This window comes from Burkholderia sp. THE68 (assembly GCF_009938265.1).
Lineage (GTDB): Bacteria > Pseudomonadota > Gammaproteobacteria > Burkholderiales > Burkholderiaceae > Caballeronia.
In genome coordinates, this window is sequence record NZ_AP022318.1 from 542,556 (window position 1) to 565,699 (window position 23,144).

At 65.1% G+C, this 23,144-nt stretch carries 23 protein-coding genes; 7 read left to right on the forward strand and 16 right to left on the reverse strand.

Annotation, left to right across the window (positions count from 1 at the left end; all coding sequences use genetic code 11):
- The first annotated feature begins 140 nt into the window (after nucleotides 1-140).
- Complete coding sequence (locus BTHE68_RS28435) at nucleotides 141-1,202, forward strand: LLM class flavin-dependent oxidoreductase (RefSeq protein WP_162069629.1); 1,062 nt, start codon at nucleotides 141-143, stop codon at nucleotides 1,200-1,202.
- A 13-nt stretch (nucleotides 1,203-1,215) separates the two neighbouring features.
- On the opposite strand, the gene BTHE68_RS28440 is transcribed toward BTHE68_RS28435, so the two are convergent.
- Genes BTHE68_RS28440 through BTHE68_RS28455 form a run of 4 tightly spaced genes read right to left on the reverse strand, consistent with a single transcriptional unit; the run spans nucleotide 1,216 to nucleotide 5,034 of the window.
- Nucleotides 1,216-2,448, reverse strand: coding sequence for an acyl-CoA dehydrogenase family protein (locus BTHE68_RS28440; RefSeq protein ID WP_162069630.1), 1,233 nt, complete (start codon nucleotides 2,446-2,448; stop codon nucleotides 1,216-1,218).
- Between the two features lie 2 nt (nucleotides 2,449-2,450).
- Entirely contained in the window at nucleotides 2,451-3,449 is a 999-nt protein-coding gene (locus BTHE68_RS28445) for an ABC transporter substrate-binding protein (RefSeq protein WP_162069631.1), read from the reverse strand.
- On the reverse strand, nucleotides 3,446-4,198 hold the full coding sequence (locus BTHE68_RS28450) for an ABC transporter ATP-binding protein (protein ID WP_162069632.1): 753 nt from the start codon (nucleotides 4,196-4,198) through the stop codon (nucleotides 3,446-3,448). The genes BTHE68_RS28445 and BTHE68_RS28450 overlap by 4 nt, the downstream gene beginning before the upstream one ends.
- On the reverse strand, nucleotides 4,198-5,034 hold the full coding sequence (locus BTHE68_RS28455) for an ABC transporter permease subunit (RefSeq protein WP_162069633.1): 837 nt from the start codon (nucleotides 5,032-5,034) through the stop codon (nucleotides 4,198-4,200). The genes BTHE68_RS28450 and BTHE68_RS28455 overlap by 1 nt, the downstream gene beginning before the upstream one ends.
- Before the next feature lie 220 nt (nucleotides 5,035-5,254).
- On the opposite strand from BTHE68_RS28455, the gene BTHE68_RS28460 reads away from it, so the two are divergent.
- Nucleotides 5,255-6,583: an LLM class flavin-dependent oxidoreductase gene (locus BTHE68_RS28460; protein ID WP_162069634.1), complete on the forward strand. Its 1,329-nt coding sequence runs from the start codon at nucleotides 5,255-5,257 to the stop codon at nucleotides 6,581-6,583.
- Nucleotides 6,584-6,594: 11 nt separating this feature from the next.
- On the forward strand, nucleotides 6,595-7,539 hold the full coding sequence (locus BTHE68_RS28465; protein ID WP_232078120.1) for an aliphatic sulfonate ABC transporter substrate-binding protein: 945 nt from the start codon (nucleotides 6,595-6,597) through the stop codon (nucleotides 7,537-7,539).
- A 144-nt stretch (nucleotides 7,540-7,683) separates the two neighbouring features.
- Here BTHE68_RS28465 and BTHE68_RS28470 read toward each other — a convergent pair whose 3' ends face one another.
- On the reverse strand, nucleotides 7,684-8,274 hold the full coding sequence (locus BTHE68_RS28470; RefSeq protein ID WP_232078121.1) for a peroxidase-related enzyme: 591 nt from the start codon (nucleotides 8,272-8,274) through the stop codon (nucleotides 7,684-7,686).
- A gap of 185 nt (nucleotides 8,275-8,459) precedes the next feature.
- Here BTHE68_RS28470 and BTHE68_RS28475 point away from each other — a divergent pair, with 185 nt between their 5' ends.
- Complete coding sequence (locus BTHE68_RS28475) at nucleotides 8,460-9,089, forward strand: peroxidase-related enzyme (protein ID WP_162069636.1); 630 nt, start codon at nucleotides 8,460-8,462, stop codon at nucleotides 9,087-9,089.
- Between the two features lie 52 nt (nucleotides 9,090-9,141).
- On the opposite strand, the gene BTHE68_RS28480 is transcribed toward BTHE68_RS28475, so the two are convergent.
- On the reverse strand, nucleotides 9,142-9,780 hold the full coding sequence (locus tag BTHE68_RS28480; RefSeq protein WP_162069637.1) for an NADPH-dependent FMN reductase: 639 nt from the start codon (nucleotides 9,778-9,780) through the stop codon (nucleotides 9,142-9,144).
- Nucleotides 9,781-9,895: 115 nt separating this feature from the next.
- Nucleotides 9,896-10,060: a hypothetical protein gene (locus tag BTHE68_RS28485; RefSeq protein ID WP_162069638.1), complete on the reverse strand. Its 165-nt coding sequence runs from the start codon at nucleotides 10,058-10,060 to the stop codon at nucleotides 9,896-9,898.
- 228 nt (nucleotides 10,061-10,288) lie between these two features.
- On the opposite strand from BTHE68_RS28485, the gene BTHE68_RS28490 reads away from it, so the two are divergent.
- Entirely contained in the window at nucleotides 10,289-10,846 is a 558-nt protein-coding gene (locus BTHE68_RS28490; RefSeq protein WP_162069639.1) for a carboxymuconolactone decarboxylase family protein, read from the forward strand.
- 37 nt (nucleotides 10,847-10,883) lie between these two features.
- Nucleotides 10,884-11,729 carry a helix-turn-helix domain-containing protein gene (locus BTHE68_RS28495; protein ID WP_162069640.1) on the forward strand — a complete coding sequence of 282 codons (846 nt, stop codon included), beginning with the start codon at nucleotides 10,884-10,886 and terminating at the stop codon, nucleotides 11,727-11,729.
- 3 nt (nucleotides 11,730-11,732) lie between these two features.
- On the opposite strand, the gene BTHE68_RS28500 is transcribed toward BTHE68_RS28495, so the two are convergent.
- Complete coding sequence (locus BTHE68_RS28500; RefSeq protein ID WP_162069641.1) at nucleotides 11,733-13,139, reverse strand: sugar porter family MFS transporter; 1,407 nt, start codon at nucleotides 13,137-13,139, stop codon at nucleotides 11,733-11,735.
- A 290-nt stretch (nucleotides 13,140-13,429) separates the two neighbouring features.
- On the opposite strand from BTHE68_RS28500, the gene BTHE68_RS28505 reads away from it, so the two are divergent.
- A complete protein-coding gene (locus BTHE68_RS28505) occupies nucleotides 13,430-13,954 on the forward strand; it encodes a dioxygenase family protein (RefSeq protein ID WP_232078122.1) in 525 nt (174 codons plus the stop codon).
- Between the two features lie 211 nt (nucleotides 13,955-14,165).
- Here the strand turns inward: BTHE68_RS28505 and BTHE68_RS28510 are convergent, their stop codons facing one another.
- The 8 genes from BTHE68_RS28510 to BTHE68_RS28545 form a co-directional block, all read right to left on the reverse strand.
- Nucleotides 14,166-16,478, reverse strand: coding sequence for a M48 family metalloprotease (locus BTHE68_RS28510; RefSeq protein WP_162069642.1), 2,313 nt, complete (start codon nucleotides 16,476-16,478; stop codon nucleotides 14,166-14,168).
- Nucleotides 16,479-16,485: 7 nt separating this feature from the next.
- Nucleotides 16,486-16,977 carry a hypothetical protein gene (locus BTHE68_RS28515; protein ID WP_162069643.1) on the reverse strand — a complete coding sequence of 164 codons (492 nt, stop codon included), beginning with the start codon at nucleotides 16,975-16,977 and terminating at the stop codon, nucleotides 16,486-16,488.
- 222 nt (nucleotides 16,978-17,199) lie between these two features.
- The gene (locus tag BTHE68_RS28520) at nucleotides 17,200-18,411 is read right to left on the reverse strand and encodes an SAM-dependent methyltransferase (RefSeq protein WP_162069644.1); all 1,212 of its coding nucleotides are present in this window, start codon (nucleotides 18,409-18,411) and stop codon (nucleotides 17,200-17,202) included.
- On the reverse strand, nucleotides 18,408-19,178 hold the full coding sequence (locus BTHE68_RS28525; protein WP_162069645.1) for a DUF1365 domain-containing protein: 771 nt from the start codon (nucleotides 19,176-19,178) through the stop codon (nucleotides 18,408-18,410). Before BTHE68_RS28525 ends, BTHE68_RS28520 begins: the two co-directional genes overlap by 4 nt.
- Entirely contained in the window at nucleotides 19,175-20,476 is a 1,302-nt protein-coding gene (locus BTHE68_RS28530) for an NAD(P)/FAD-dependent oxidoreductase (RefSeq protein ID WP_162069646.1), read from the reverse strand. The genes BTHE68_RS28525 and BTHE68_RS28530 overlap by 4 nt, the downstream gene beginning before the upstream one ends.
- A 109-nt stretch (nucleotides 20,477-20,585) precedes the next feature.
- Nucleotides 20,586-21,182: a lipocalin family protein gene (locus tag BTHE68_RS28535; protein ID WP_162069647.1), complete on the reverse strand. Its 597-nt coding sequence runs from the start codon at nucleotides 21,180-21,182 to the stop codon at nucleotides 20,586-20,588.
- Entirely contained in the window at nucleotides 21,179-22,282 is a 1,104-nt protein-coding gene (locus BTHE68_RS28540) for an SAM-dependent methyltransferase (RefSeq protein WP_162069648.1), read from the reverse strand. The genes BTHE68_RS28535 and BTHE68_RS28540 overlap by 4 nt, the downstream gene beginning before the upstream one ends.
- Nucleotides 22,279-23,082, reverse strand: coding sequence for a DUF1295 domain-containing protein (locus BTHE68_RS28545; RefSeq protein ID WP_162069649.1), 804 nt, complete (start codon nucleotides 23,080-23,082; stop codon nucleotides 22,279-22,281). The genes BTHE68_RS28540 and BTHE68_RS28545 overlap by 4 nt, the downstream gene beginning before the upstream one ends.
- Between the last annotated feature and the right edge of the window lie 62 nt (nucleotides 23,083-23,144).

The window sequence follows — 23,144 nt, forward strand, 5'->3', positions numbered from 1 at the left end:
GATGCTTCGAGTTTAGCAGCCGTTCTTAATGCGTTTTCGGCAGTTGCATATCGTCAGAAATTGGATGGCCACGCGCGCATGCGGCGTTAGCATGAGCATCCTTCATCACGGCCATTTCGCGTTCTTCGCGTTTCAAACCGATGTCATCCAAACTTCCACGCTTCGGCGTCTGGGCGCTCGTGCACGGCAGCCGCGCCGCCTTGCAAGATCCCGCAGAACCTTACGACGCTTCCTGGGCACGCAACAAGGCGCTCGTGCTCGAAGCCGAGCGTCTCGGCTACGACTCGGTGCTCGTCGCTCAGCACACGGTCAATCCGCACGATCCGACGTTCGATCAGCTCGAAGCGTGGACGGCCTCGGCGGCGCTCGCGGCGCTCACGTCGCGCATCGAGATCATCGCGGCGATCAAGCCTTATCTCTATCACCCGGTCGTGCTCGCGAAGATGGCGCAGCAGATCGAGCACATCAGCGGCGGGCGCTTCGCGATCAATCTCGTGAACGCGTGGAATCGTCCGGAGCTGGAACGCGCCGGCATCGGCTTCGCGGAACACGACGAGCGCTATGCCTACGGCCGCGAATGGATCACGGTCGTCGACAAACTGCTGCGCGGCGAGACCGTGAATCATCGCGGCGACAGTTTCCATATTGACGGCTATCGGCTGCTGCCGGCCGATCCGTTTCGCGCGCGTCCGCGTATTTACGTGGGCGGCGAGTCGGAGCCGGCGCGCGCGCTGGTGGCCGCGCACGGCGACACCTGGTTCATCAACGGCCAGCCGCCCGAGGACGTCGCACGCCTGATCGCCGATGTCTCCGCGCGTGCGCGCCCGGCTGGACTCGATGCGTTGCGCTTCGGCCTGTCGGCGTTCGTCATCGCGCGCGCGACGCAGGCGCAGGCCGACGCGCATCTCGATCACCTGTTCACGCTGGCCGAGCTGGACAAGCCGCTGCGCGAACGGCAAAAGGCCAATACCGATCCCGCCACGGTGATGCACCGGACCTTCGCGCGGTCGCCGCGCGTCGGGTCGAATGGCGGCACGGCGGCGGGACTCGTCGGCGACTACGATACGGTCGCGCGGCGCATCGCGGATTTTCATCGCTCGGGCATCGAACTCTTCATGCTGCAGTTTCAGCCGTTCGAAGCCGACATGCGCCTCTTCGCGGAAGAGGTCGCGCCGCGCGTGCGCCGTCTGCTGTCTGCTTGAACGTCGCGTGCGATCAGAAGAACGCGCCCGTGGGCGGAAGCTGTCCCGTGAGCGCGTTCTGTCCGAGCAGGCGCTCCTTGTAGAGCCGCGGGTTGTGCGAGGCGATCACCTTGATGTTGCGCCAGTGCCGGTCCAGCGCGCCCACGCGCGAGACGACCGAGCCCGAGCCGAGATCGATCAGCCAGCTTGCGATCTGCGGCGCGAGATCGTCGATCACGACCTTGGCCTCCGCCGCCGCGAAGGTGGCGGCGAGCGTGGTGTCGTATTCGTCGGCGGTGGCGTATGCGTCCCATGCGCGCTGCAACGCGGCGACGGCGCGGTCTGCGCTCGCTTCGACGCTGGCCGCGTAGGCGCGGATGCGCCCAAGCAAGGCCTGCAACACGGGCTCGTCGGTGGGATGCGTGGCTTCGCCGTGATAGAAGTTCCGCCCGCGTGAGCGAAGGACTTCCACGGCATCCAGCGCGACGCGACGCGTAATGCCCGCGATGCAGTTGGTCAGATAGACCTGGTGAAAGGTGAAGCCCCACGGCGACGCGTCGCCGGAGCGCGGCGGGTCGATCGGATAGACATGCGCGGCGGGCACGGCGACAGCGCGGAACTTTGCTGTCCCCGAGCCCGTCAGGCGCTGGCCGAAGCCCTGCCAGTCGTCGTCGTTGCCGACGCCCGGTCCGCGCTCCAGCACGTATTGCACGGTGCTGCCCGCGCGGCTTTCCACCGCGACGCCGATGAATGCATCGTTATACAGATTACCCGTCGCATAGACCTTGTCGCCCGAGCCGACATACGCCTGCCGGATTTCGTCCCATTCGAGGCGGGTGAGAACCTTGCCGGGACGCGCGCCTGCCGCGACGACATCGGTTTCCGTGAAGCTTAAGCCCACGGTCTTCCGCTTGCCGGTCAGTTCGAGCACGTGTGCATGGAAAGGATGATCGCGCTGCCGGAGCGCCGCTTCGACCTGCCACAAGTGATTGCGAAACGCATGCGCGATGTTCGAATCCGCGGCCGCGACGTCGCGCGCCACGACGAAGACTTCGGCAAGCGACGCGCCGTGTCCTCCTGCATCGGCCGGCAGACGCAGCGCGCCGAAGCCGAGCGCCTTGAGTTGCGCGATCTCTTCGTGTGGCAGCCGATGTTCGCGTTCGCGCGCCGCTGCGGTGGCTGCGATATCGGCGATGATCCCGGCGAAGCCGAGCTTCGCGGACAGCGGCGAGACCAGCCGCGCTCCGATGGTGTTCGTGTCGGTCATCGTCAAACCTTGATGCTGTAGTCCGCGACCTTGATGCGCGAATTGATGATCTTGCGTTCCGCGAGCCAGTCGGCCGCGCGCTGGAACTGGCCGAGAAACGCGGCGTCGTCGGCTTCGTGAAACTGGTTCACGCGCCTGAGGCCCGCCAGATAATCGCGCACCTGATCCGGATATTTGCCTTCCCGCTGCACGAGTTGCTCCGATTCGACGGAATGCGTCGATTGCCACGCGCCTTCGACGTAATACGCGTCGATCACCGCGCGAATCAGCTCGGAGTTCTCTTCGGTGAACTTGCGGCGCGTCACGAGCGAGCTGTAGTCGATCAGGAAGTCGAGGTCGCGGCCTTCGACGAAGATGTCCTTCGCATCGTTCGAGAAGCGCGCGATGTCCACGCCCGGCGACCACATCGACCACGCGTCGACCTTGCCTTGCGCGAACGCGGGCGCGGCATCCGGCGGATTGAGATAGACGAACTGAACCTTGTCCCGATCGATGCGGTGCTTCTCCAGCGCCGCGATGAGCAGGAATTCGCCCAGCCCTGAACGATTGACGGCGACCTTGCGGCCCGCCAGATCCGCGATCGAATTGATGCCGCTCGCTTTCTTCACGATGATCGACGTCGAGCGCGGCGAATAGATATCGAACGCATTGAAGACGATCGGCGAGCCGGCGAGCATCGCGGCCAGCGCGGGCGTGGTCGACCCCCAGAAGCCGAAGTCCGCGCTGCCGCCGACCACCGCCTGAATCGACGGCGCGTGGTTCGGGAACGGGCCGATCCATTCGACCCTGATGCCCTTCGCGGCGAGCGTCTTCTCGAATACGCCGCGCTGCTTCGCGATATCCGGCAGACTGCCGTAACCCCAGCCGATGCGCACGACATCGGTGTTGCGCGTCAGCTTGCGCGGCTCGGCTGCGCGAGCCGCAACGGGAAGAACAGCGCCGGCCAACAGGCCGCCCGCCGCGCGCAAAAGTTGGCGGCGGGTCAAAGAAGAATCGGTCATGCGTTCATGGTCCTTGTCGTTTTGTTCTGTACGCCCAGTGCTTCGAGCAGAATGGGCCGCAGTGTCTGCGGCGTGTGGTCTTTCGGTTGGAAGGAAGCGGCGATGTGTCCGGCGCGCATGACGAGAATCCTGTCGGCGAGCGTGAGCGCTTCATCGACGTCATGCGTCACGATCAGCACGCCCGGCTGGTGCAGCGCGACGAGTTCCTTGACGAGCCCGTGCATCTTGATGCGGGTGAGCGCGTCGAGCGCCGCGAACGGTTCGTCGAGCAGCAGCAACGCGGGATCGCGCACGAGCGCGCGCGCCAGCGCCACGCGCTGCGACTGGCCGCCTGAGAGATTGCGCGGCCAGTCGTCTTCGCGTCCGGCGAGTCCGACTTCGGCCAATGCGCGTATCGCGCCCGCGCGGCCGATCGTCGATTCATGGCCGAGCGCGACGTTGGCCCATAACGCCGCCCACGGCAGCAGCCGATGCTCCTGGAACACGACGGACGGGCGCTCGGGCGCGCGGATCGTGCCGGCGTCCGGCTGATCGAGCCCGGCCAGCGCGCGAAGCAGCGTGGTCTTGCCGCAGCCGCTTTCGCCGAGCAGCGCGACGAATTCGCCCTGGCGGATATCGAGGTCCAGCGCATCGATGACGACGCGGCTGCCGTAACGCCGTTTGAGACCGCGCACGGATACGGCGAGCGGCGGCTCGTCGTTGCGGACATGCGCGTTCGAATCGCGCGACACGGTGATGCTCTGATCCATCAGCGTGCTCCTTTGGCATAGTTCGCGTGCCACGACAGCAAACGCGCTTCGAGCAGACGCACCAGCGTATCCGCCGCCACGCCGATGATCGCGTAGATGATCACGGTCAGCAGGATGACATTCGTGTTCAGGAATTCGCGCGCGTCCATCGCGAGGAAGCCGATGCCCCTGGTGGTCGCGAGCGTTTCGGCGATGACGAGCGCGAGCCACGCGTGGGCGAGGGCATAGCGCACGCCCGTGAGGATCGAGGGCATTGCGCCCGGCAGGATGATTCGCCGCACGATCGCGGTCCAGCCGAGCCCGACGACCTTGGCCAGCTCCATCAGCTTCGGATCGATCTGGCGAATGCCGAGCATCGTGTTGATGTAGATCGGAAACAGCACGGCGAGCGAAACCAGAAAGATCTTCGCGATCTCGCCCACGCCGAACCACACGATCACGAGTGGCAGCATCGCGAGAAAGGGCACGGCGCGCACCATCTGGATCGAGCGGTCGAGCAGCGCCTGCGCGAGCGGCGAGAAGCCGACGAGAATCCCGAGCACGAGCCCGAGCGCGCCGCCGATCACGAAGCCCGCCGCGGCGCGCAACAGCGAAACGCCGAGGTGAACAAAGAGATCGCCGGTGCGGGCCATGTCGAAAGCGGTTTCGACGACACGGCTTGGCGCGGGCAACACTTGCGGCGCGATCAGCCCGAGGCGCGCGGCGGCCTCCCAGAGCAGAACAACCAGCGCGGGGACGATCCACGACAGCCATCGATAGAGCGCGGCCTTCGACAAACCGGATCGGCTCGGTGTCGAAGCGACATAGCGGGGTGGTGAAGAAGTCAGATCGGACATGTCGATTCCGGGTGGGGCATCGCGAAAGAGAGCTTGCTATTAGAGGCTGCCGGGCGTGGCCGTGACAAACGGTTTTTTATGCTTAGCTTTCCAGCTTCGGCGCCTCGATGGAGCGCGTTTCATATCGATATGAAACTTCATTCGTTAGCGCATGAACGGCCCTTGACTAGACTGAGACGCCTGTTCGCCGGCCCAGACCGGCCTCACATTTCGCGCCCTCATGCCCCGACACCTGCACCTCAATCTCTTCGTTCACGGACGCGGTCATCACGAAGCCGGATGGCGTCATGCCGGCGCGACGCGTCAGGCGCTGACCGACATCGGCTATTTCCGCGATCTCGCCGTCAAGGCCGAACAAAGCCTGTTCGATTCGATCTTCTTCGCCGATGTGCTCGCGCTCGGCGACGGCGCGCGCTTCGTCGCGTCCGGCGCGCTGGAGCCGGTTACCACGCTTGCCGCGCTCTCACAGGCGACGACGCGCATCGGGCTCATCGCGACGGCATCGACGACCTACACGGAGCCATTCAATCTCGCGCGCCAGTTCGCCTCGCTCGATCACATCTCGGGCGGGCGCGTGGGCTGGAACATCGTGACGTCGTGGTCGGGCGGCGCGGGGCCGAACTTCGGCTACGACGCGCAGATCGAGCACGCGCAACGCTATGCGCGCGCGCACGAATTTCTCGACGTCGTGAAGCAGTTGTGGGATAGCTGGGCCGACGACGCCATCATCGACGACCCGACGAGCGGCCGCTTTCTCGATCCCGCGCGGGTGCGGCGCATCGGCTACGAAGGGCGTTTTCATCGCGTGGCGGGGCCGCTCAATCTGCCGCGTCCGCCGCAGGGGCATCCGGTATTGGTGCAGGCGGGTTCGTCGGAGGCGGGCAAGGCGTTCGCCGCGCGCCATGCCGAGGCCGTGTTCACCGCGCACCTGACGAAGGAATCGGCGCGCGCTTTCTATGCGGAGCTGAAGGCCGCCGCGATCGCGCAGGGCCGTTCGGCGGACGACATCGTGATCCTGCCCGGACTGAGCGCGGCGATCGGTTCCACCGACGCCGAAGCGAACGCGTTGCTCGACGAACTCGATTCACTCACCGATATCAGCGTCGGCCTCGGACGCCTGTCGGCCCGCTTCGGCGGATACGACTTCTCGACGCTGCCGCTCGACCAGCCGTTGTCCGTCGACGACTTTCCGGACCCGTCGACGGTGCAGGCCGCGCAAAGCCGCGCGGCGGTCATCACGCAACTCGTCGCGCGCGAGCGGCCGACCCTGCGCGTCCTGCTGAGACAGCTTGCGGCGGCGCGCGGCCACTTCACGCTGAGCGGCACGCCCGAGCGCATTGCCGACGTGATCGCCGACTGGGTCGAAAGCCGCGCCGCCGACGGCTTCAATCTGATGCCGCCTGTGCTGCCCGCGCAGTTCGAGGTGTTCGCGGAACATGTCGTGCCGATCCTGCAAAAGCGTGGCCTGTTCCGGCGCGAATACGAACACGACACGTTGCGCGGTCACTACGGCCTCGCGCGCCCGTCCAATCCTTATTTCCAACGCTGATGCTCAGACATGTGTTGAAACCGCTGGCGATCGTCGCCGGCTGCCTTGCGCTGGCTTCGGCCGCATTTGCCGACGAAGGCTATCCGGAGCAGGTGCGTATCGGCATCCAGAAGGGCGACGGGCTCGTCGCGTTGCGCGCTTCGGGACGGCTGGAGAAAGCGCTCGCCGCGCATCACGTAAAGGTCTCGTGGCACGAGTTCGTGTATGGCGCGCCGCTCGTCGAAGCGATCAATGCGGGCGACATCGATCTCGGCACCGTCGGCTCGACGCCGCCGATCATGGCGCAGGCGGGCGCGGCGCCGTCGGTGGTGTACGTGGCGTCCGCGCCGAAGCTCAGCGCGAGCTATGGCATCGTCGTGCCGAAGGATTCGCCGGTCAGGGACGTACGCGATCTCAGGGGCAGGAAGATCGCGTTCGCGAAGGGCTCGCAAGGGCATCTTTTCGTGCTGAAGGCGATGCAGGACGCGGGCATGAATCCCGATGACGCGCAGTTCACCTACCTGTCCTATGGCGATGCGCGTTCGGCGTTCGAGCGCGGTTTCGTCGATGCGTGGGCGGTGCCCGATCCGCGCTACGCCGACACCGAATTGACCACCGGCGCGCGCACGATTCTCACCATCGGCAAACTGTCGGTGCCGCAGTACGGGTTCTATATTTCGACGCGTAGCTTCGCGCAACGATACCCCGCCGCGTTGCGTTTGATCTTCGACGAACTCGCCGCGCAGAACGCCGACAGCCTTGCGCATCCCGAAGACACCGCGCGCTTTCTCGCGAGCAACACCGGCGTGCCGCTGAACGTCTGGAGCCGTGCGATTGCGCGGCTCGAATGGGGCGTGAGCTATCCGATTCCCGATGAGGTCATCAGGGCGCAACAGGATTCCGCCGATCTCGCCTGGCGCGACAAGGTGATTCCGCGCCATATCGATGTGCGTGATGCGGTGGTGCAGATCAGGTGATGCCACTTACACCTGCCCCAACACCCCCAACCACGCCTGCCCGATAACCTCATGACTCGCATCCGCGTTCGGCGGATGAAACGCACCCGCGCGGACATCGCGATAAAGCCGCTGGCGGCGCGACGACGGGTTGCAGGACGGCACTCATCGTAGGTCTCCTTCACGCAAGAGCGGAAAAGTATTTTTCGTCCGGCACGACGCCGGTCGCGATGAAGATGCGATTGGTATGGTTGAACCACGACGCCGTTTCGACGGCTTCGAGAATGTCGGCGTCGGAGAGGCCAGCGCGCGAAGCCGGTCGAGGTCTTGCGCGGTGATCTCGCGCGGAGTCGTCGTGATGGTTTCGGCGATCTGCGCGAGCGCGAACTGGCGCGGCGACAGATCCGCGAGGTGATAGTCGAGCGCGATGCGGCGTGCCTTCACGCGATCGTCGAGCGCCGCGCCGAGCGCATGCGCGTGATGGATCGTGCACAGACCGCAGCCGTTGGTGCGCGACACGATCACCGCGATCAGCTCGCGCTCCTCGATCGGCAGGCGGCCGCCCGTCGCGCTGAAAAGCCCTTCGAAATACTGCGCGAAGCGTCGCGCCGTGTCCGGATTCAGTGCGAGCGCTCGAATCCAGTTGTCGTTGCCATGACGATCGACGAGCTCGCGGATGTCATCGCCCAGCGCATCGTGTTCGGGCACGTCGAGACGGCCGATGACTTGCGCATCGGCGTGAAGGACTTCTGCCATGTCGCGTTCCTCGCGAAGGAGAGTGCGAGCCATTATGCGCAGCGAGCGCGAGCGCGATCCAATATCGATTTGCGATTTGCTATCCAGCCGGTGCGCTCGCATTTGCTTATGAAAAATCAGCCATACGAAGCATCGGGAGGTGCGCTACCTTGAGCGCTTCACGACCAGCGCAGGAGTCTATTCCGATGTCTACGCTCGCCCTCGCCGAATCCCTGAACGCATCCGACGACATTGCCGACCGCGAACCCGTTTCGCGCTTCGGCGTGCCCGAGGAAACGCGACTGCCGCCGCACGTCGCGGAGATCTATGCGAAGTTCCGCCGGCAATACGGCTTCGTGCCGAACTGGCTCGCGGCGCTCGCGATCAATCCTGATACGGCGTATCGGCTCGTCACGTTCTACGAGCATCTGTTCGATCCGCATCGCAGCCATCTGACGGCGGCGGAGCGCGAACTGATCGCAGTGGTGACGTCGGCGGCGAATAATTGCAGCTATTGCGTGTTCAATCACACGCAGGCGCTCGCGAAAGTGACCGCCGACACGGTGCGCGCGCAACGCATCGCGCAGGGCTTTCATCATGTGCGTCTGACGGCGAAGGAGGCCGCGCTCGCGGAACTGGCCGAACGCCTTACGCGCAATGCGTCGAGCGTGCGCGAGGAAGATTTACAGCGTCTGCGATCGATCGGCTTCACGTCGCAAGCCGTGACGGAAGTGCTCGAAGTCTCGGCGTTTTTCAACTATGCGAACCGCCTGACGATCGCGCTGAACGTCGTGCCCGACGATCGCTTCTTCTCCGGGCGCGATCTGGGCGCGTGATATGGGGATCGCCAGACTCTGGCGATCCCGCTACTTGAAAGTTTCCGCGCGATCAGTCCTGCGTCACGGCCACGCGCGCATCCACTGCCTGCCACGCGTCCTGCCGATGCGCGCCGAACGCGAGCGCGAAGCTCGACGCCTGCTGTCCGACCGTGCGCAACTGCTCGAGGACTTTCGGGTCCGAGCACGTATCGGTCGTTTCGAAGCGCGTCTCCAGCGTGTTGACGGCGGCGCCGAACGGCGTCGGCCAGCCGCGCAGCGCGTGCACGATCGAGCGCAGCGATGTCAGCACCGTGCCCGCCGCCTGCCAGCCGTAAGCCGTGACGATGCTGCCGACCGCGCGGCCATCGAGATACGGACGCCCGTCGAGCCGCAGTTCTTCGAGCGTATCGAGCGCGTTCTTGACGAGCCCCGAAATGCCGCCGTGATAACCGGGCGTCGCGATGATGAGCGCGTCCGCCGCGCGCACCGCTTCGATGAGTTCGTGCTGTTCGTCGGTCAGTTCGCGCGTCTCGGGCGCGTAATGCGGGAGGCTGTGAAGGAACGCGCCGCCGAACAACTGCACGCGCGCGCCGGAATCCTGTGCGCCTTTCAGCGCGAGCGCCAACGCGCGTTCTGTCGACGAGGCGGGCCGCGTCGTGCCGCCAATGCCGACCACGAAAGGCCGGCGCGAAGATTCAGTTCGGGACAAGTTCGATGCTCCGGCAAGGGGACGGCGCGAGCCGTCGGATGGAGCATCATAGCCAGCGGCCGGGCGTGCCGGAACGCATCATTTTCGCTAACGATATACGAGATTCAGCAAGCGCTTACCCGTGCAGTTTCCCTTGCCTGCGTGCGCGCGGATGCTCGGCGGAGCGTCGCGCGCCGGAAACGCGCGAGGCTCGCGGCACGAAAATGTCGAACATCGCCAGCAGCGACAGCGAAACGACAGCCAGGAACGCCATCGTGCCAAGGAATTCGAGCAGGAACATGTTCACCTCATCCGGTCGGAAACGCGTTATGTGCGTGCATCTGCTGACCATCAGTGTGCAGGGGGCGGCGCCCGGCCGATGCCGCGAGAAGCCGTCACAACAGGCGTCTATTCGACGTATCGTGCGCCGCGTCGATTACATCGGATGTAATTGGCGCGAGCACCGGGCGCTTCTACTCTTGGGCTGTCGCGTCGCCATTCCGGCGGCGCCCATCGCCAAGGACTTACCATGTCGAGCTTTCCTGTTCATACGATCGATTCCGCGCCCGCGCAATCCCGGCCGGCGCTCCGGCAACTGCAGCAGGCATTGGGCCTGATCCCGAATGTCGCGGGCACGATGGCTGCGTCGCCGGTGCTGATCGACGCTTTCGTCGGCGTGTTCCAGCGCGTGCACGCGAGCAGCCTCACCGAGCCGCAGATTCAGACGCTCCTGCTGACCAACGCCGTCGCGAACGCCAGCGAATGGCCGGTCGCGTTTCACACGGCACTTGCACTGAAACAGGGCATTTCTCCCGCCGATGTCGACGCTATCCGCCGAGGCGCGCTGCCCGACGACGCCGGACTGGCCGCGCTGTCGGCACTGGCGCGCGCGCTGATCGGGCAGCGCGGTCGCGTCGCGGAGGCGGATCAGCGGCGCTTTCTGGAAGCGGGCTTCGACGCCGCGCAAATACTCGAGGTCATCGCGGTCGTTGCCGCATCGACAATCACGAACTATGCCAGCAGCGTGACCCGGCCGCCGCTCGAAGCGCAGTTCGAAGCGTTCGCCTGGCATGCGCCGGCAGCCTGAGCGTGCTCCATTCATCCACCCCGATCCGGAAGATCCGATGAACGCCATGCGTCCCGATTCGAATGCGCCGCCTGTCGAACTGGGTGATTTGCTGCGCTACTGGCGCGACGTGCGCGGCGTGAGTCAGCTCGATCTGTCGCTGGAGGCGGGCGTTTCGCAACGGCAGATCAGCTTTATCGAAAGCGGGCGCAGCGTGCCGGGCCGGGACACGCTGCTCACGCTCGCGCAAACCCTCGATGTGCCGCTGCGCGAGCGCAACGCGCTGCTGCTCGCGGCGGGCTACGCGCCCGTGTATTCGGAAGCGCCGTGGAACGCGCAGGAGATGCATGGCGTGATCCGCGCGCTCGAACGGGTCGTTCGGCAGCACGATCCGTTTCCGGCGATCGTGATGGATCGCCACTGGAACGTGCTGATGACCAATGACGCCGCGCCGCGCTTCTTCGACTGTTTCATCGACATGGCCGCGCGCGAAGGTCCGCGCAACATGCTGCATCTGATCTTCGATCCGCAGGGGATGCGGCCGTTCGTGGCCGATTGGGACATCGTTTCGCGGAGCCTGTTGCAGCGGGTGTATCGGGAATCGGTCGGGCATGTGGTCGACGCCGGCACCGGGCGTCTGCTCGACGAACTGCTCGCTTATCCCGACGTGCCGCGCGACTGGAAAACGCAACATGGGCACCCGGCGGCGCCCACGATGCCCGTCATTCCGATTGGCTTTCTCAGCGAGGGCGTCGTGCTTCGATATTTCTCGATGGTCACGACCGTCGGCGCGCCGCAGAACGTGGCGGCACAGGAACTACGTCTCGAATGCATGTTTCCCGCCGATGACGAAACCGAAGCACGCCACCGGCAGTTGCTTGCCGAGCATTCGAAGCAAGCCTGATGCTTAGTTGACCTTGCCCAGATCACGAAGACGCTTGCCGGCCATCAGATCGCTGCCCAGCTTTTCGAGCGAGACACCGCGCGTCTCGGGCACGTAGAAGAACACGACGACGCCGAAGATGACGTTGAGGATGGCATACAGCACGAAGGTGTTCGCTTCGCCGACCGTGGACAGCAGGCTGAGGAACGTCGCCGCGACGGCCATGTTGGCGACCCAGTTGACCAGCGTCGAGACGGCGATGCCGAAGTCGCGTCCCAGCTGGGGCTGAATCTCCGAGCAGAGAATCCAGACCAGCGGACCGGCGGACATCGCGAAGCCCGCGATGAAGAGCAGCAGCGACCCGACCGCGAAGACCTGCGCCGTCAGACCCGCCACACCGGCATGCATGAGAAACCCGAGCGAGCACATGCCGACTGCCATGACGGCGCATCCCGCGTAGAGAATCGGCTTGCGGCCCCAGCGGTCGACGAACGCGATCGCGCCGAACGTCGCCAGCACGTTGACGAGACCGACGATGACCGTCGCCCACAATTGCTGCTCGTGTGTAGCGAAGCCGGCCAGTTCGAAGATGCGCGGCGCGTAGTACATCACGACGTTGATGCCGGTGAGCTGCTGGAAAATCTGCAGCACGACGCCCAGCAGCACCGAGCGACGAAAGTTCGAGTTCTTGCGCAGCAGGCTCCATCCCTGCTGGGGCCGCGTGTTGTCCTCGTTGACCTGGTCGAGTTCGGCCTGCACGTCGGCCGGATTGGCGTAGAGACGCTGCAGCACGGCGCGCGCTTCCGCGCCGCGGTTGCGCTGAAGCAGCCAGCGGGGGCTGTCGGGAAGGGCGAGCACGCCGACCAGGAAGAACGCGGCGGGGATGGCGATCACGCCGAGCATCCAGCGCCAGTCGGCCACGTAGGACAGGCCGATGTTGGACAGGAAGGCCGCGAGAATCCCGACCGTGATCATCAGTTGATAGGTGGAGATCATGGCGCCGCGCACCTGCCGTGGCGCCACTTCAGAAAGGTACAGCGGCGCCGTGAACGAAGCCATGCCGACCGCAAGCCCGAGCACCAGGCGCGCGCCGATCAGATGCTCGGGACTTCCCGCGAACCCCGACCAGAGCGACCCGACGATAAAAAGCACCGCCGCCAGCACCAGCGAATGGCGGCGTCCGAGGCGCCACGACAGCCAGCCGGCCCCCAATGCGCCGACCGCCGCGCCGACCATCATCGAACTGACGATCCATTCCTGCGCGCGGTCGTTCAGCACGAAATGTTTCGCGATGAAGGGCAGCGCGCCCGAAATCACGCCGATGTCGAGGCCGAACAGCAGGCCGGCGAGCGCTGCCATGAGGCAGACGAAAAGACCGAAGCGCTTCGATCTCGGATGTGCAGGAACATTGCTGTCAGCGATAGTGCTCATTTGAGGCGTCTCCAGGTTGCTTTTCGAATCGATCATCACGACCACGCATCCATGATCGGACATGAGAATTAGCGCTGGATGAGGGCACTTTGAAAGCTTCGCTTCAATCGTTCGACGCGCGGAGTGTAGCGTGTTGCGTAATCGATTGCATCTTTAAAAGGATGACTGAGCGTTTGGGCTTTCGGCTTACCATATTCGACGGGGCAACCTGGGAGCGCGCGATGTGGACACGAAATCCGAACCGGGGACGGCGCGATTTTCTTCGCAAGGCTGGGGCGGTGCCACCGACTTTGCTGCTGCTGGCGCTGGCCGATAAGGTTTCAGCGACACCCGCCTGCGCCGACGAACACGAACCCACGCGTCGGCAGACGCCCGGGCCGTTCTTTCTGCCGGACTCGCCGCAGCGGACATCGCTGCTCGAACCGGGCATCGGCGGAACGAAGATCGTCCTGAGCGGGCGGGTGTGGTCGTCGCGGTGCAAGGTGGTGCCCGGCGCCTTGCTCGATTTCTGGCACGCCGACGACCACGGGGAATACGACATCGATGGCTTCCGGCTGCGCGGCCATCAATTCTCGGACAGCGAAGGGCGCTACCGGCTCGAAACCATCGTGCCGGGTGGGTATCCGGGCCGCACGCGGCATTTCCATGTGACCTTGCGTCCGCCGCGCGGATCGGCGCTTACCACGCAGCTCTACTTTCCCGGCGAGCAGGGCAATGCGCGCGATTCGCTGTTCGATCGCCGGTTGCTGATGACGATCGAGGACAGCGGCGACCGGAAGTCGGCCCGCTTCGACTTCGTGCTTGACGTTGCATAGCGCGACCGCCGCTCCGTCAAGCCGCGGTCTGACTCGATTCCACCGCCACGGCCTGATTGTCCGCGCTGATCGGAACGCCGGGCGCGTTGCTGATCCATCGTCCGATTCGCCGTGTCGGGCGGATGATGGCTGCCCAACGCGCCTTTGACGAGGGTTCAGATCGACACCGTTTCGTCCTGCGACAGTGGCGTGCGGCGGCGCCACAGGTCGGTCAGGCATGGATCGACTTGATCCATCCCGCGATCACCACGAGACCCAGCGCGGCCATTGCCACTTTGTGCGCTACGGAAAGCTCGCGCCGTGGATCGGCACGGCGAACCTTGCTGACGACAGCTCCCGTCATCGCGCCCGGCAGCGCCGCCAGCGAGGCCACACAGAGATACAGCAGAACCGATGTCAGACACGATTCCAGCGTCGATTGCGCGTTCAGCTCGATGGTCACCAGCGCGCCGACGCTCATCACGATACCCGCGACCGAACCTGCGCACAGGCCGTAGAGCGCATTGAACGCGCCGGGACGCGACGCCGCGATGAACGCCGCCAGCGCCGCCGCGCACGCCACGGGAATGATGAGCGCGAATCCGCTGCTGCCCGCGCGCTCCGCGATGCGCAGGAGCGCGGCGAATGGCGCATAGACCGCCGCGTCGATACCATCCGGCAAAAGCTTGCGAAATCTGAGCAGTTCGATCCAGAGACAAAACACCAGCCCGGCGGCGACGCCTGTCCACCAAGCGCGCATCGGACGGAACTCGACGTGACGCAAAGCGCCTGCGGCGTGCGGTCCCGCATCGAGAAACACCCAGCCGGCTACGGCGCGTGTGCGGCGCGTGCGCCCGAACCATCGCGACGACCAGGGAAAGAGCCATGCCGCGAGCGCCCCGACGACCAACGGCGGTGCGATCATGACGAGCGACGTGTAGAACGTATTGTGAGGTCCGAGCGAGACGAGTGAGGCGGACACGAACGTGCCCCACGCGAACATCGTCGCGACGCCCGCGACGGCGAAGCCGCCCGTCAGCATCAGCACCGGCAGGGGCGAGCGGCTTTTCACGGTCACCTCGACCCACGCGGCGGCCGCGCGCGCGATCCAGTCACAGAACAGCCAGCAGCCGATGATCGCGAACACGAACGCGATGATGTGAATTTCGAACATCGTCATCGCGTTGTCGGCGGGAATGTGCGGCGTCGACGCTCCGCCCCAGAGAAACTCCACGCCCAGCAGGATCTGATTCAAAAAGTATCCGAGCGCGAAGAGCGCGCCTGCAGCGGCCGTGCCCTTCACGGGATCGCGGCCGTTCAGCACGGCCGCGTAGGCGCCGCGCCAGATTCCGGTGCTGAGCGCGCCGATCGCGAAGGTCATCACGATGAGCGGCGTGACCAGCGTCACGACAAACGACATGCGCGCGACCGCCGCCGTGGAACCCGCCGGAACGAAGCCGATCAGAAAGCCGTTCGCCGTATCGATGACGACGCCGGCCGCGAAGCCGATGGCGAGCGCATCCCACTTGCCGAGCCGAAAGAGCGGCGTGGTGTCGACGAGCACCGCGCGGCGCGTTTCGCCACGCGGATGCAGGCTCAGGTATGCGCCCGGTCCGTGTGCCGGCGCGGCGTTCATGCGCGCGAGGACGCGATCGACCTGGGCAGGCGAGCCGTCCCATTGGGATGCCTGAACATCCGCGTAGAACTCGCGAACGCGCAGCACCGACGCGCCCGAGAGCAGCACGAGCGCGCTCCATAGGGCGGTTTCCGCGAGCAGAAAGATGGATTCATGCCACGCGCGCTCGGTCAGCGCGATGACCCCGAGCAACGGCACCACGCTCACGATGACGAACGCGAGACACGCCGAGATCGTCATGAACGTCTTGTCGATGTCGCGGTTGCGGATGTGCGCCAGCTCGTGGAGGATGATCGCGCGAAAGGCGGCTGGATCGGCGTAGAAATAATGCGCCACGAAGTATCCGCTGAGCGCGACGTAATGGTTGCGACGGCGTCCGAACGTCACCGGCAGACCGCTCGCGAGCGGATTCCATACGAAGGCGGGCGCGCGGCTCAGTTGCGCTTCCTGACACAGGCTGGTGAGCGCATCGAGGAGGCCGGGCGGATCGTCCTTGTGGATCGGCGTGAGATGCTGCGTCTTCAGCTTCCAGAGGGGAAAGAGCCAGTAGAACACGGCTCCGAGCGCGAGCGTGACGACGATCCCGATGATCTTCCAGGTCGATTGCGGCCTGAGCATCGCCATGCAGCTTGCCACCTGCGGGGCGAATTGCGCGCGTATTTCCGACGAAGACAGCACATCCTGGGTGCGCAGGCTGGGATCGAATACGCCCGTAACCATGCTCGACGCGCAGGCCGTCAGCGCGTCTCTTCCTTCGAGATGGATGCTTTCCCAGAAGTGCCCATAGAACTGGCTGCTGACGCAGACGATCAGAACGATCAGCAGATCGAACCGAAGGGTGATGTCGGACGGAAAGGGCAACGGATTGAGCCGCGACGCACGCAGTCCCGGAGCGACATGGTCCGACACGATGTCTTCACTCTTTCGGAAGGACCAATTGCGCGATGACCGCATCGGCGAGCCGCTGCGCCTGAGCGGATTCAAGACGCAGGCGTTTGCCGGCGGCGATCACGTGCTGATGGACGTCGCCCAACTGTTCGCGGGTCAGGACGGATGCGGCATCGGCGCTGGCGGCGGTATCGGCTTCGCCGCGCCGGAACATCTTTCTGACGAGTATCGACACTTCTTCTCCGACCGCGGTTTCCGTCGCCTTGAGCGCGATGCCGCCCAGTATCGGCATGATTTCGGAGACGACCTGAAGGATCAGCGGCGTGAACAGGATCGAGAACGCCTCGGTGCCGAAGCCAAGCGCGGCATCGCGGTTTTTCGAGGCTTTCATCGCGGCGGCGGGATCGGCGAACCACGCCGCGCTGGCGGTTGTGAATAGCGGAAGCTCCTGAGGTGCGAGCTGCGTCAGGACATCGCGGGAGAAGTCCCGGATCAGCGTGTGTTCAGCGGCATTGTCCATGAGCCGTCTCCGACTGCGGAACGCGTGGTGTCGGCTTGAAAGTTAGGTTTCGGTTTCGTCGATGTCAAAGGGAATTGGCCGGGATAACGGATTGGGTGGGGGGATTGGCTGAATGGGAAAGACGCGCATCGGTTGGAAGACGTGGCATCGCAACTAACCGTCTTAGTTTGCAACGCCAGTAAATGGCGCGCAATGTCATCGGCGAGCAGAAAGCCGCCAATATCAACCTTCCCGCGCGACCACAAAATGCATCACATCCGTGCGCCTCTCATCGAACCCGGCCTCGCAATAAGCCAGATACAGCCGCCAGACACGCACGAACGCTTCATCGAATCCCATCGCGCGGACCGCGTCAGCGCGCGCCTCGAACGCATCGCGCCAATACCGCAACGTACGCGCATAGTCCGCGCCGAACGAAAGCGTCGAGCGCGCCGCAAGTCCCGCGCGCCGTGCCGCGCGCGCGAAGCGCTCCGGGCTCGGCAGCATGCCGCCCGGAAAGATCGCCTCGCGAATGAAATCGCTCGACGCGCGATACGCGGGAAAGCGTGCATCGTCGATGGTGATCGACTGCACCAGCGCCTTCGCGCCCGGCCCGAGACAGCGCTTTAGCGTACGGAAAAACACCGGCCAGAACGTCTCGCCGACCGCCTCGAACATTTCGATCGCCACGACCGCGTCATACTGGCCGCGCAGATCGCGATAGTCACGCAACTCGATATCGACCAACTCATCCAGTCCTTCACGCGCGATGCGCTCGACGGCGAACGCGTGCTGCGCCGGCGATATCGTCACGCCATGCACGCGAATGCCGAGGCGCGCCGCGTGCCGCGCGAAGCCGCCCCAGCCGCAGCCGATTTCCAGCACGCGCATGCCCGCCGACAGCCCGAGCGTATCGACGATGCGCTGATACTTGCGATCCTGCGCGGCCTCGAGCGAGAGCGCATCGTCGCCATCGAACCATGCGCTCGAATAGGTCCACGTCGGATCGAGCCAGAGCGCGTAGAACGCATTGCCGATGTCGTAATGCGCGTGAATGTTGCGGCGGCTGCCCGCGCGCGTATTCAGCCGCAATCGATGGCGCAGATTGTGCCAGCACTGCGCGACGACACCGCCCGCGACAGTGCGCGCCAGCGCCGCCTCGTTGCGGATCGCGAGCCGCAGCAGGGCGCACGGATCGGGTGTGTCGAGCCACTGTTCACGATACGCCTGCGCAAAACCGATATCGCCCGCGCGCAGGATCGCACGGCACGCGCGCCAGTCGTGAATGGCGAGACGCGCGGCGGGCTGCATGAGCGGATCGCCGAACACGTAGCGGCCGCCGTCCGGCGTGATGAGCACGAGATGCCCGACGCGAATGCGACGCAGAAGACCGAAAAAAATCCGCGCGGACAGCGGCATGGCCGCTTGCGCGGAAAAGGACCGCAGCAAGTTCATGTTCGAGCCTTGTGTTTCGTTTCCTTGGTACCGGATGACTGCTTGCCGTGAAAAGGCACGCGCTTCATCCACAGCCTCAGCGCCTGCCAGTGAATCCGCACGATGACGCTCGCGGCGAACCACGGCTCGCGCAACAGCGTGCGCCATACGATCGCGCGAGTAAGCGGCCGCGCGGCAAGACTGATCGCGGTGCGGATCACGAGCCCATCGCGATCGCGATAGTCGATCGACACCGACAGGCGCTCGCCATGACGTCGCACGCGAAAGGCGTAATCGCCGACGACCTCGCAAAAAGGGGAGACGTGCAGCGTCTTGCGGCAGACGAGCACGGTGTCATCGGCGATCGGCGCGTGGTCCTTCGCGCTCAGCAGATAACCGCGATGCTCGCCGAAGGTATTGCGCACATCGGCGTAAAGCGCCCGCAACGCGCCCGCGCGATCGTGACAGAACCAGAAGCTCACCGGATTGAACGCGTAGCCGAACACGCGCGGAATCGTCAGCAGATGGATTTCGCCATCGGCGGGAATGCGCGCTTCGGCGAGGCACGCGCGCATCCAGAGATCGAGATCGCAGTCGTCGCGCGCACCGTAATCGCGCCTGAAAAGCGCGAGCGGCCGAACGCGGTCGATGCCGAACCACGCGCAACGCAGCGCATCGAGCTGCGCGACATCGCAATAGACATAGCGCACCGGATAGTCGAATCGATGCCGCGCCGGACGCAATCGCTCGTGCATCACGCGGCCTGTCAGCCATTGCGCCGTTCTCATGGCGTGGCCCAGGCCGGCTGCACGCCGAAGTCGCGCGCGACGCGCAGCGCCGATTTCAGGCCATCTTCATGAAAGCCATAACCCGTCCATGCGCCCGCGTGCCACGTGCGGCGCGTGCCCTGGATATGGGGCAGACGGGTCTGCGCGTCGATGGCGGCGAGATCGAAGAGCGGATGTTCGTACTCGTAGCGGCCGAGCTGCGTGCCGGGCGCGGGTTCATCGACGGGATTGAGCGTCACGACGACGGGCGTCGTAAAAGGCAAGGGCTGAAGCTGGTTGAGCAGATAGCTCACGCACACCGGCACGGCCTGCCCGCGCGCAAGTCCCGAGCGCGCGCCGATGTAGTTCCACGCCGACCACACGCGGCGACGGCGCGGCAGCAGCGCGCAATCCGTGTGCAGCACCGCGAGGTTGCGCTGATAACGCACGGCGCCGAGCAGGGCGCGTTCGTCCGGCGACGCATCGTCGAGCAGGCGAAGACTCGTCGGCGCGTGCGTGGCGAGCACGACGGCATCGAAGCGCTCGCGGCCGGCAGCGTCGGTCATCACGATAACGCCGTCGTCGTCGCGGCGCACGCCTCGCACGGGCGCGCGCGTGCGCACGTCGTCGAGCGTGGCCGCGATGCGCCGCACATATTCGCGCGCCCCGCCCACCACCGTTCTCCATGGCGGGCGCTGGTTCACCTGCAACAGCGCGTGATTGAGGCAGAAGCGCAGGAAGGTCGCGGCGGGAAAGCGCAGGATGTCATGCGCGGCGCTGGACCAGATCGCTGCGGCCATCGGCAAAAGATAGTGCTGCTGAAACGGCGCACCGTAACCGCCTTCGACGAGCAGTTCGCCGACCGAACAGCGATTCGCGCTCACACGCTCCAGATGCCTGTGCGCCGACGCGTTGAAACGCATGATATCGCGCAACATGCCGAGAAACGCCGGCGAAAAGAGATTGCGCCGCTGCGCGAAGACGGTGTTGAGATTCGAGCCCGCCCATTCGAAACGTCCGCCGTCGAGCGACACGGAGAACGACATCTCGCTGCGATGCGTGGCGACGCCGAGTTCGTCGAAGAGAGCGATGAGGTTGGGATACGTACGCTCGTTGAAGACGAGAAAACCCGTATCGACCGGATGATGCATGCCATCAAGCGCGACATCGACGGTATGCGTGTGACCGCCGAGATAATCGGCCGCTTCGAACAGCGTCACGCGATGCGCGCGCGCGAGCAGATACGCGCCCGCGAGACCGGCGATTCCCGCGCCGATCACCGCGATGCGCTGACTTCCTCCTCGATTCGATACGTTCATTGCCGGGTGGTCTCCTCGCGCCAGAAGGTCTCCTCGCGCCGCTTGGACGTGGTCGTTTCTACAGATACGAAAGAGACGCGCGCGCGGATGCACGCGCGTGGGCGCTTCGTCACTCGCGCTGGCCGGGACTCTGAAAACCTGCCTGGCCGATTTGTTCGGGCGATTGCGGCACGCGCCGGAAACGCGCGGTGTCGTAGCCCATCGCGTCGAGGCGTGCAATGAGTGAGCGATAAACTTCGTCGCTCATCGTCGGCTCGCGCGAGAAGATCCAGCCGAGCTTCTTGTTCGGGTAACCGAGGATCGTGTAGCGATAGTCGGGATCGACGTAGAGCGTGAGCTGCGTCACACGAACCGGCCAGAACGGCTGCACGCTCCACTCGCCGCCGTTGCTGCCGGGCTTGACGGTATCGATGAAGTGATAGGTCGTTTCCGCCTGCGCGAAACCGTTCTTGTGGCCGTGAAAGATATCGTCGATCCTGCCGTCCTGCCGCAGCGACCACTCGACGTGCGTGCCGACGTAATCACGCTCGGCGAAGTACGGAATGTTGGCGATCACGTACCAGCGCCCCATATAGCGAGGAATGTCGACGGCCACGGTGTCGAGCGGCTGCTGCGCGCGCGGATTGGGATTCGGCGGGCTCGAACAGGCTGCCACCGCCACGACGACGCCAGCCGCCAGCAACGCAACGACGAGCGCGCGCTTCATGACGCCACCTTCGTCGCACGCGGCTCGAACAGCATGTGCGCGACGCCCCATTCGCCGCCGCGCGCATAGCCGAACAGTTCGGCCACCGCCATGTAGAACATGCGCCAGCGCTGGAACCAGATCGAGGCGGCATCGCCGTAGACGTCGCGAAACATCGGCAGGACACGAGCGCGTGCGGCGTCGAGCGAGGCGAGCCATTGATTCGCGGTGCGGGCGTAGTGCGTGCCGTTCACCCACCATTGGCGGGCGACGCGCAAATCGTCCTGGAAATGCAGCAACAATGACGCGGACGGCATCGTGCCGCCGGTAAAGAAGTAACGGGACATCCAGTCGCCGCCATCGCGCGATGTGAAGTGATACGCAAGCGTCTTGTGCGCAAAGAGATGGACAAAAAGTCGTCCGTCGTCGGCGAGCCAGCGCGCGATCTTCGCCAGCAACAAGCCGTAGTGCTTCATATGCTCGAACATCTCGATCGACAGGATGCGGTCGAAGGGTGCTTCATCGCGCGCGAATTCGAAATCGACGATATCGCCCGTGACGACGCGCAGGTTGCCGAGTCCGCGCTGCCGCGCCCGCGCTTCGATGAAGGCGCGTTGCCCGTGCGAATTGGATAGCGCGACGATCTGCGCGCGCGGATAGCGCGCGGCCAGCCACAACGCGAGCGATCCCCAGCCGCAACCGAGATCGAGGATGCGCTGGCCATCCGCGAGCTGCGCGCAATCCGCATAGCATTCGAGCATTGCCAGTTCGGCTTGCGCGAGAGTCTCGTCGCCGCGCGGATACAAGCCGCACGAATACTTGAGCAGCGGACCGAGATGGGCTTCGAAGAAGGCATCGGGCAATTCGTAATGCTGCGTGTTGGCGGCCTGCGTGTGGATCGCGATGGGGCTTGCGCGCAGTTCGGCGAGCAGGCGCTCGAAGGCTTGCGTGCGCAGTGCGTTGTCGTGCGCGTGCTCGTCGATGAGACGCTGGCGGATCAGCATGCACATGCCGGCGCGCACGAGCGCATCGGGCACGAGACCACGCTCGCAGGCGCGGATGATGCGGCTTTCGTCGAGCGCGGGCATGTCGGCGGGCGTGTCGCGGGCGGTGATGTTCATCGGCTCGTTCTCCCCGGGTTCACACAGGTTTTGCGCGGCCACGGAATCAGCGCGCTAGTCGTACGCATGTAGTCGCGATAACCGTCGCGCGTCTTCGCCAGATGCGCCTCCAGAATCGGAACACCCGACACCTTCAGCAGCAGCCATGCCATCACCACGGGCGGCGCCAGCGTGGCCCAGCCCCACGGCAGTTCGATCGACAGCACCGCGTAGGCGACCCAATGCACACATTCGAAGAAATAGTTCGGATGACGCGAATAGCGCCACCATCCTTCGCGGCACACCTTGCCGCGCTGCGCGGGATCGGCGGCGAAGCGCTTCAGCTGACGGTCGGCGGCGGCTTCCCCGGCGACAGCGATGAGCCATATCGCGATGAATGCGGCGATGCTCAGCGGGCTCGCCGCCTCCGGCGCATACGCGGGCACGAGGAACGCGATGGCCAGCAACACCGAAATGAGCGCCTGCAACTGGAAGAAGCCGAACATGTTGCGCGCGGCGCGCGCGCCCCAGCGTTCACGGAATGCGCGATAACGCCGATCTTCGGGCTTGCCGTGATTGCGCCGCCACAGATGCCGCGCGAGTCTTGCGCCCCAGAGCGCGCCGCCCGCCGCGACGCACGCGCGATTGGCCGCCGCGCCCGTCGCGCACGCGCCGATAAAGAGCGCGGCCGCGCCGAGCGAAGCGGCCCAGACCGGATCGACCATGCCGGCGTTTTGCGTGCGCAGCTGCCAGAGCCACGCGGCGGAAAACACCAGCACAAGACCGATGACGACGATAACGACAGTGACGACGACGGGCATGACAGCTCCGCGAACACGTGTTCACTGAGCCTTACGGATGGGACGCGCGATCGGATGCAGCG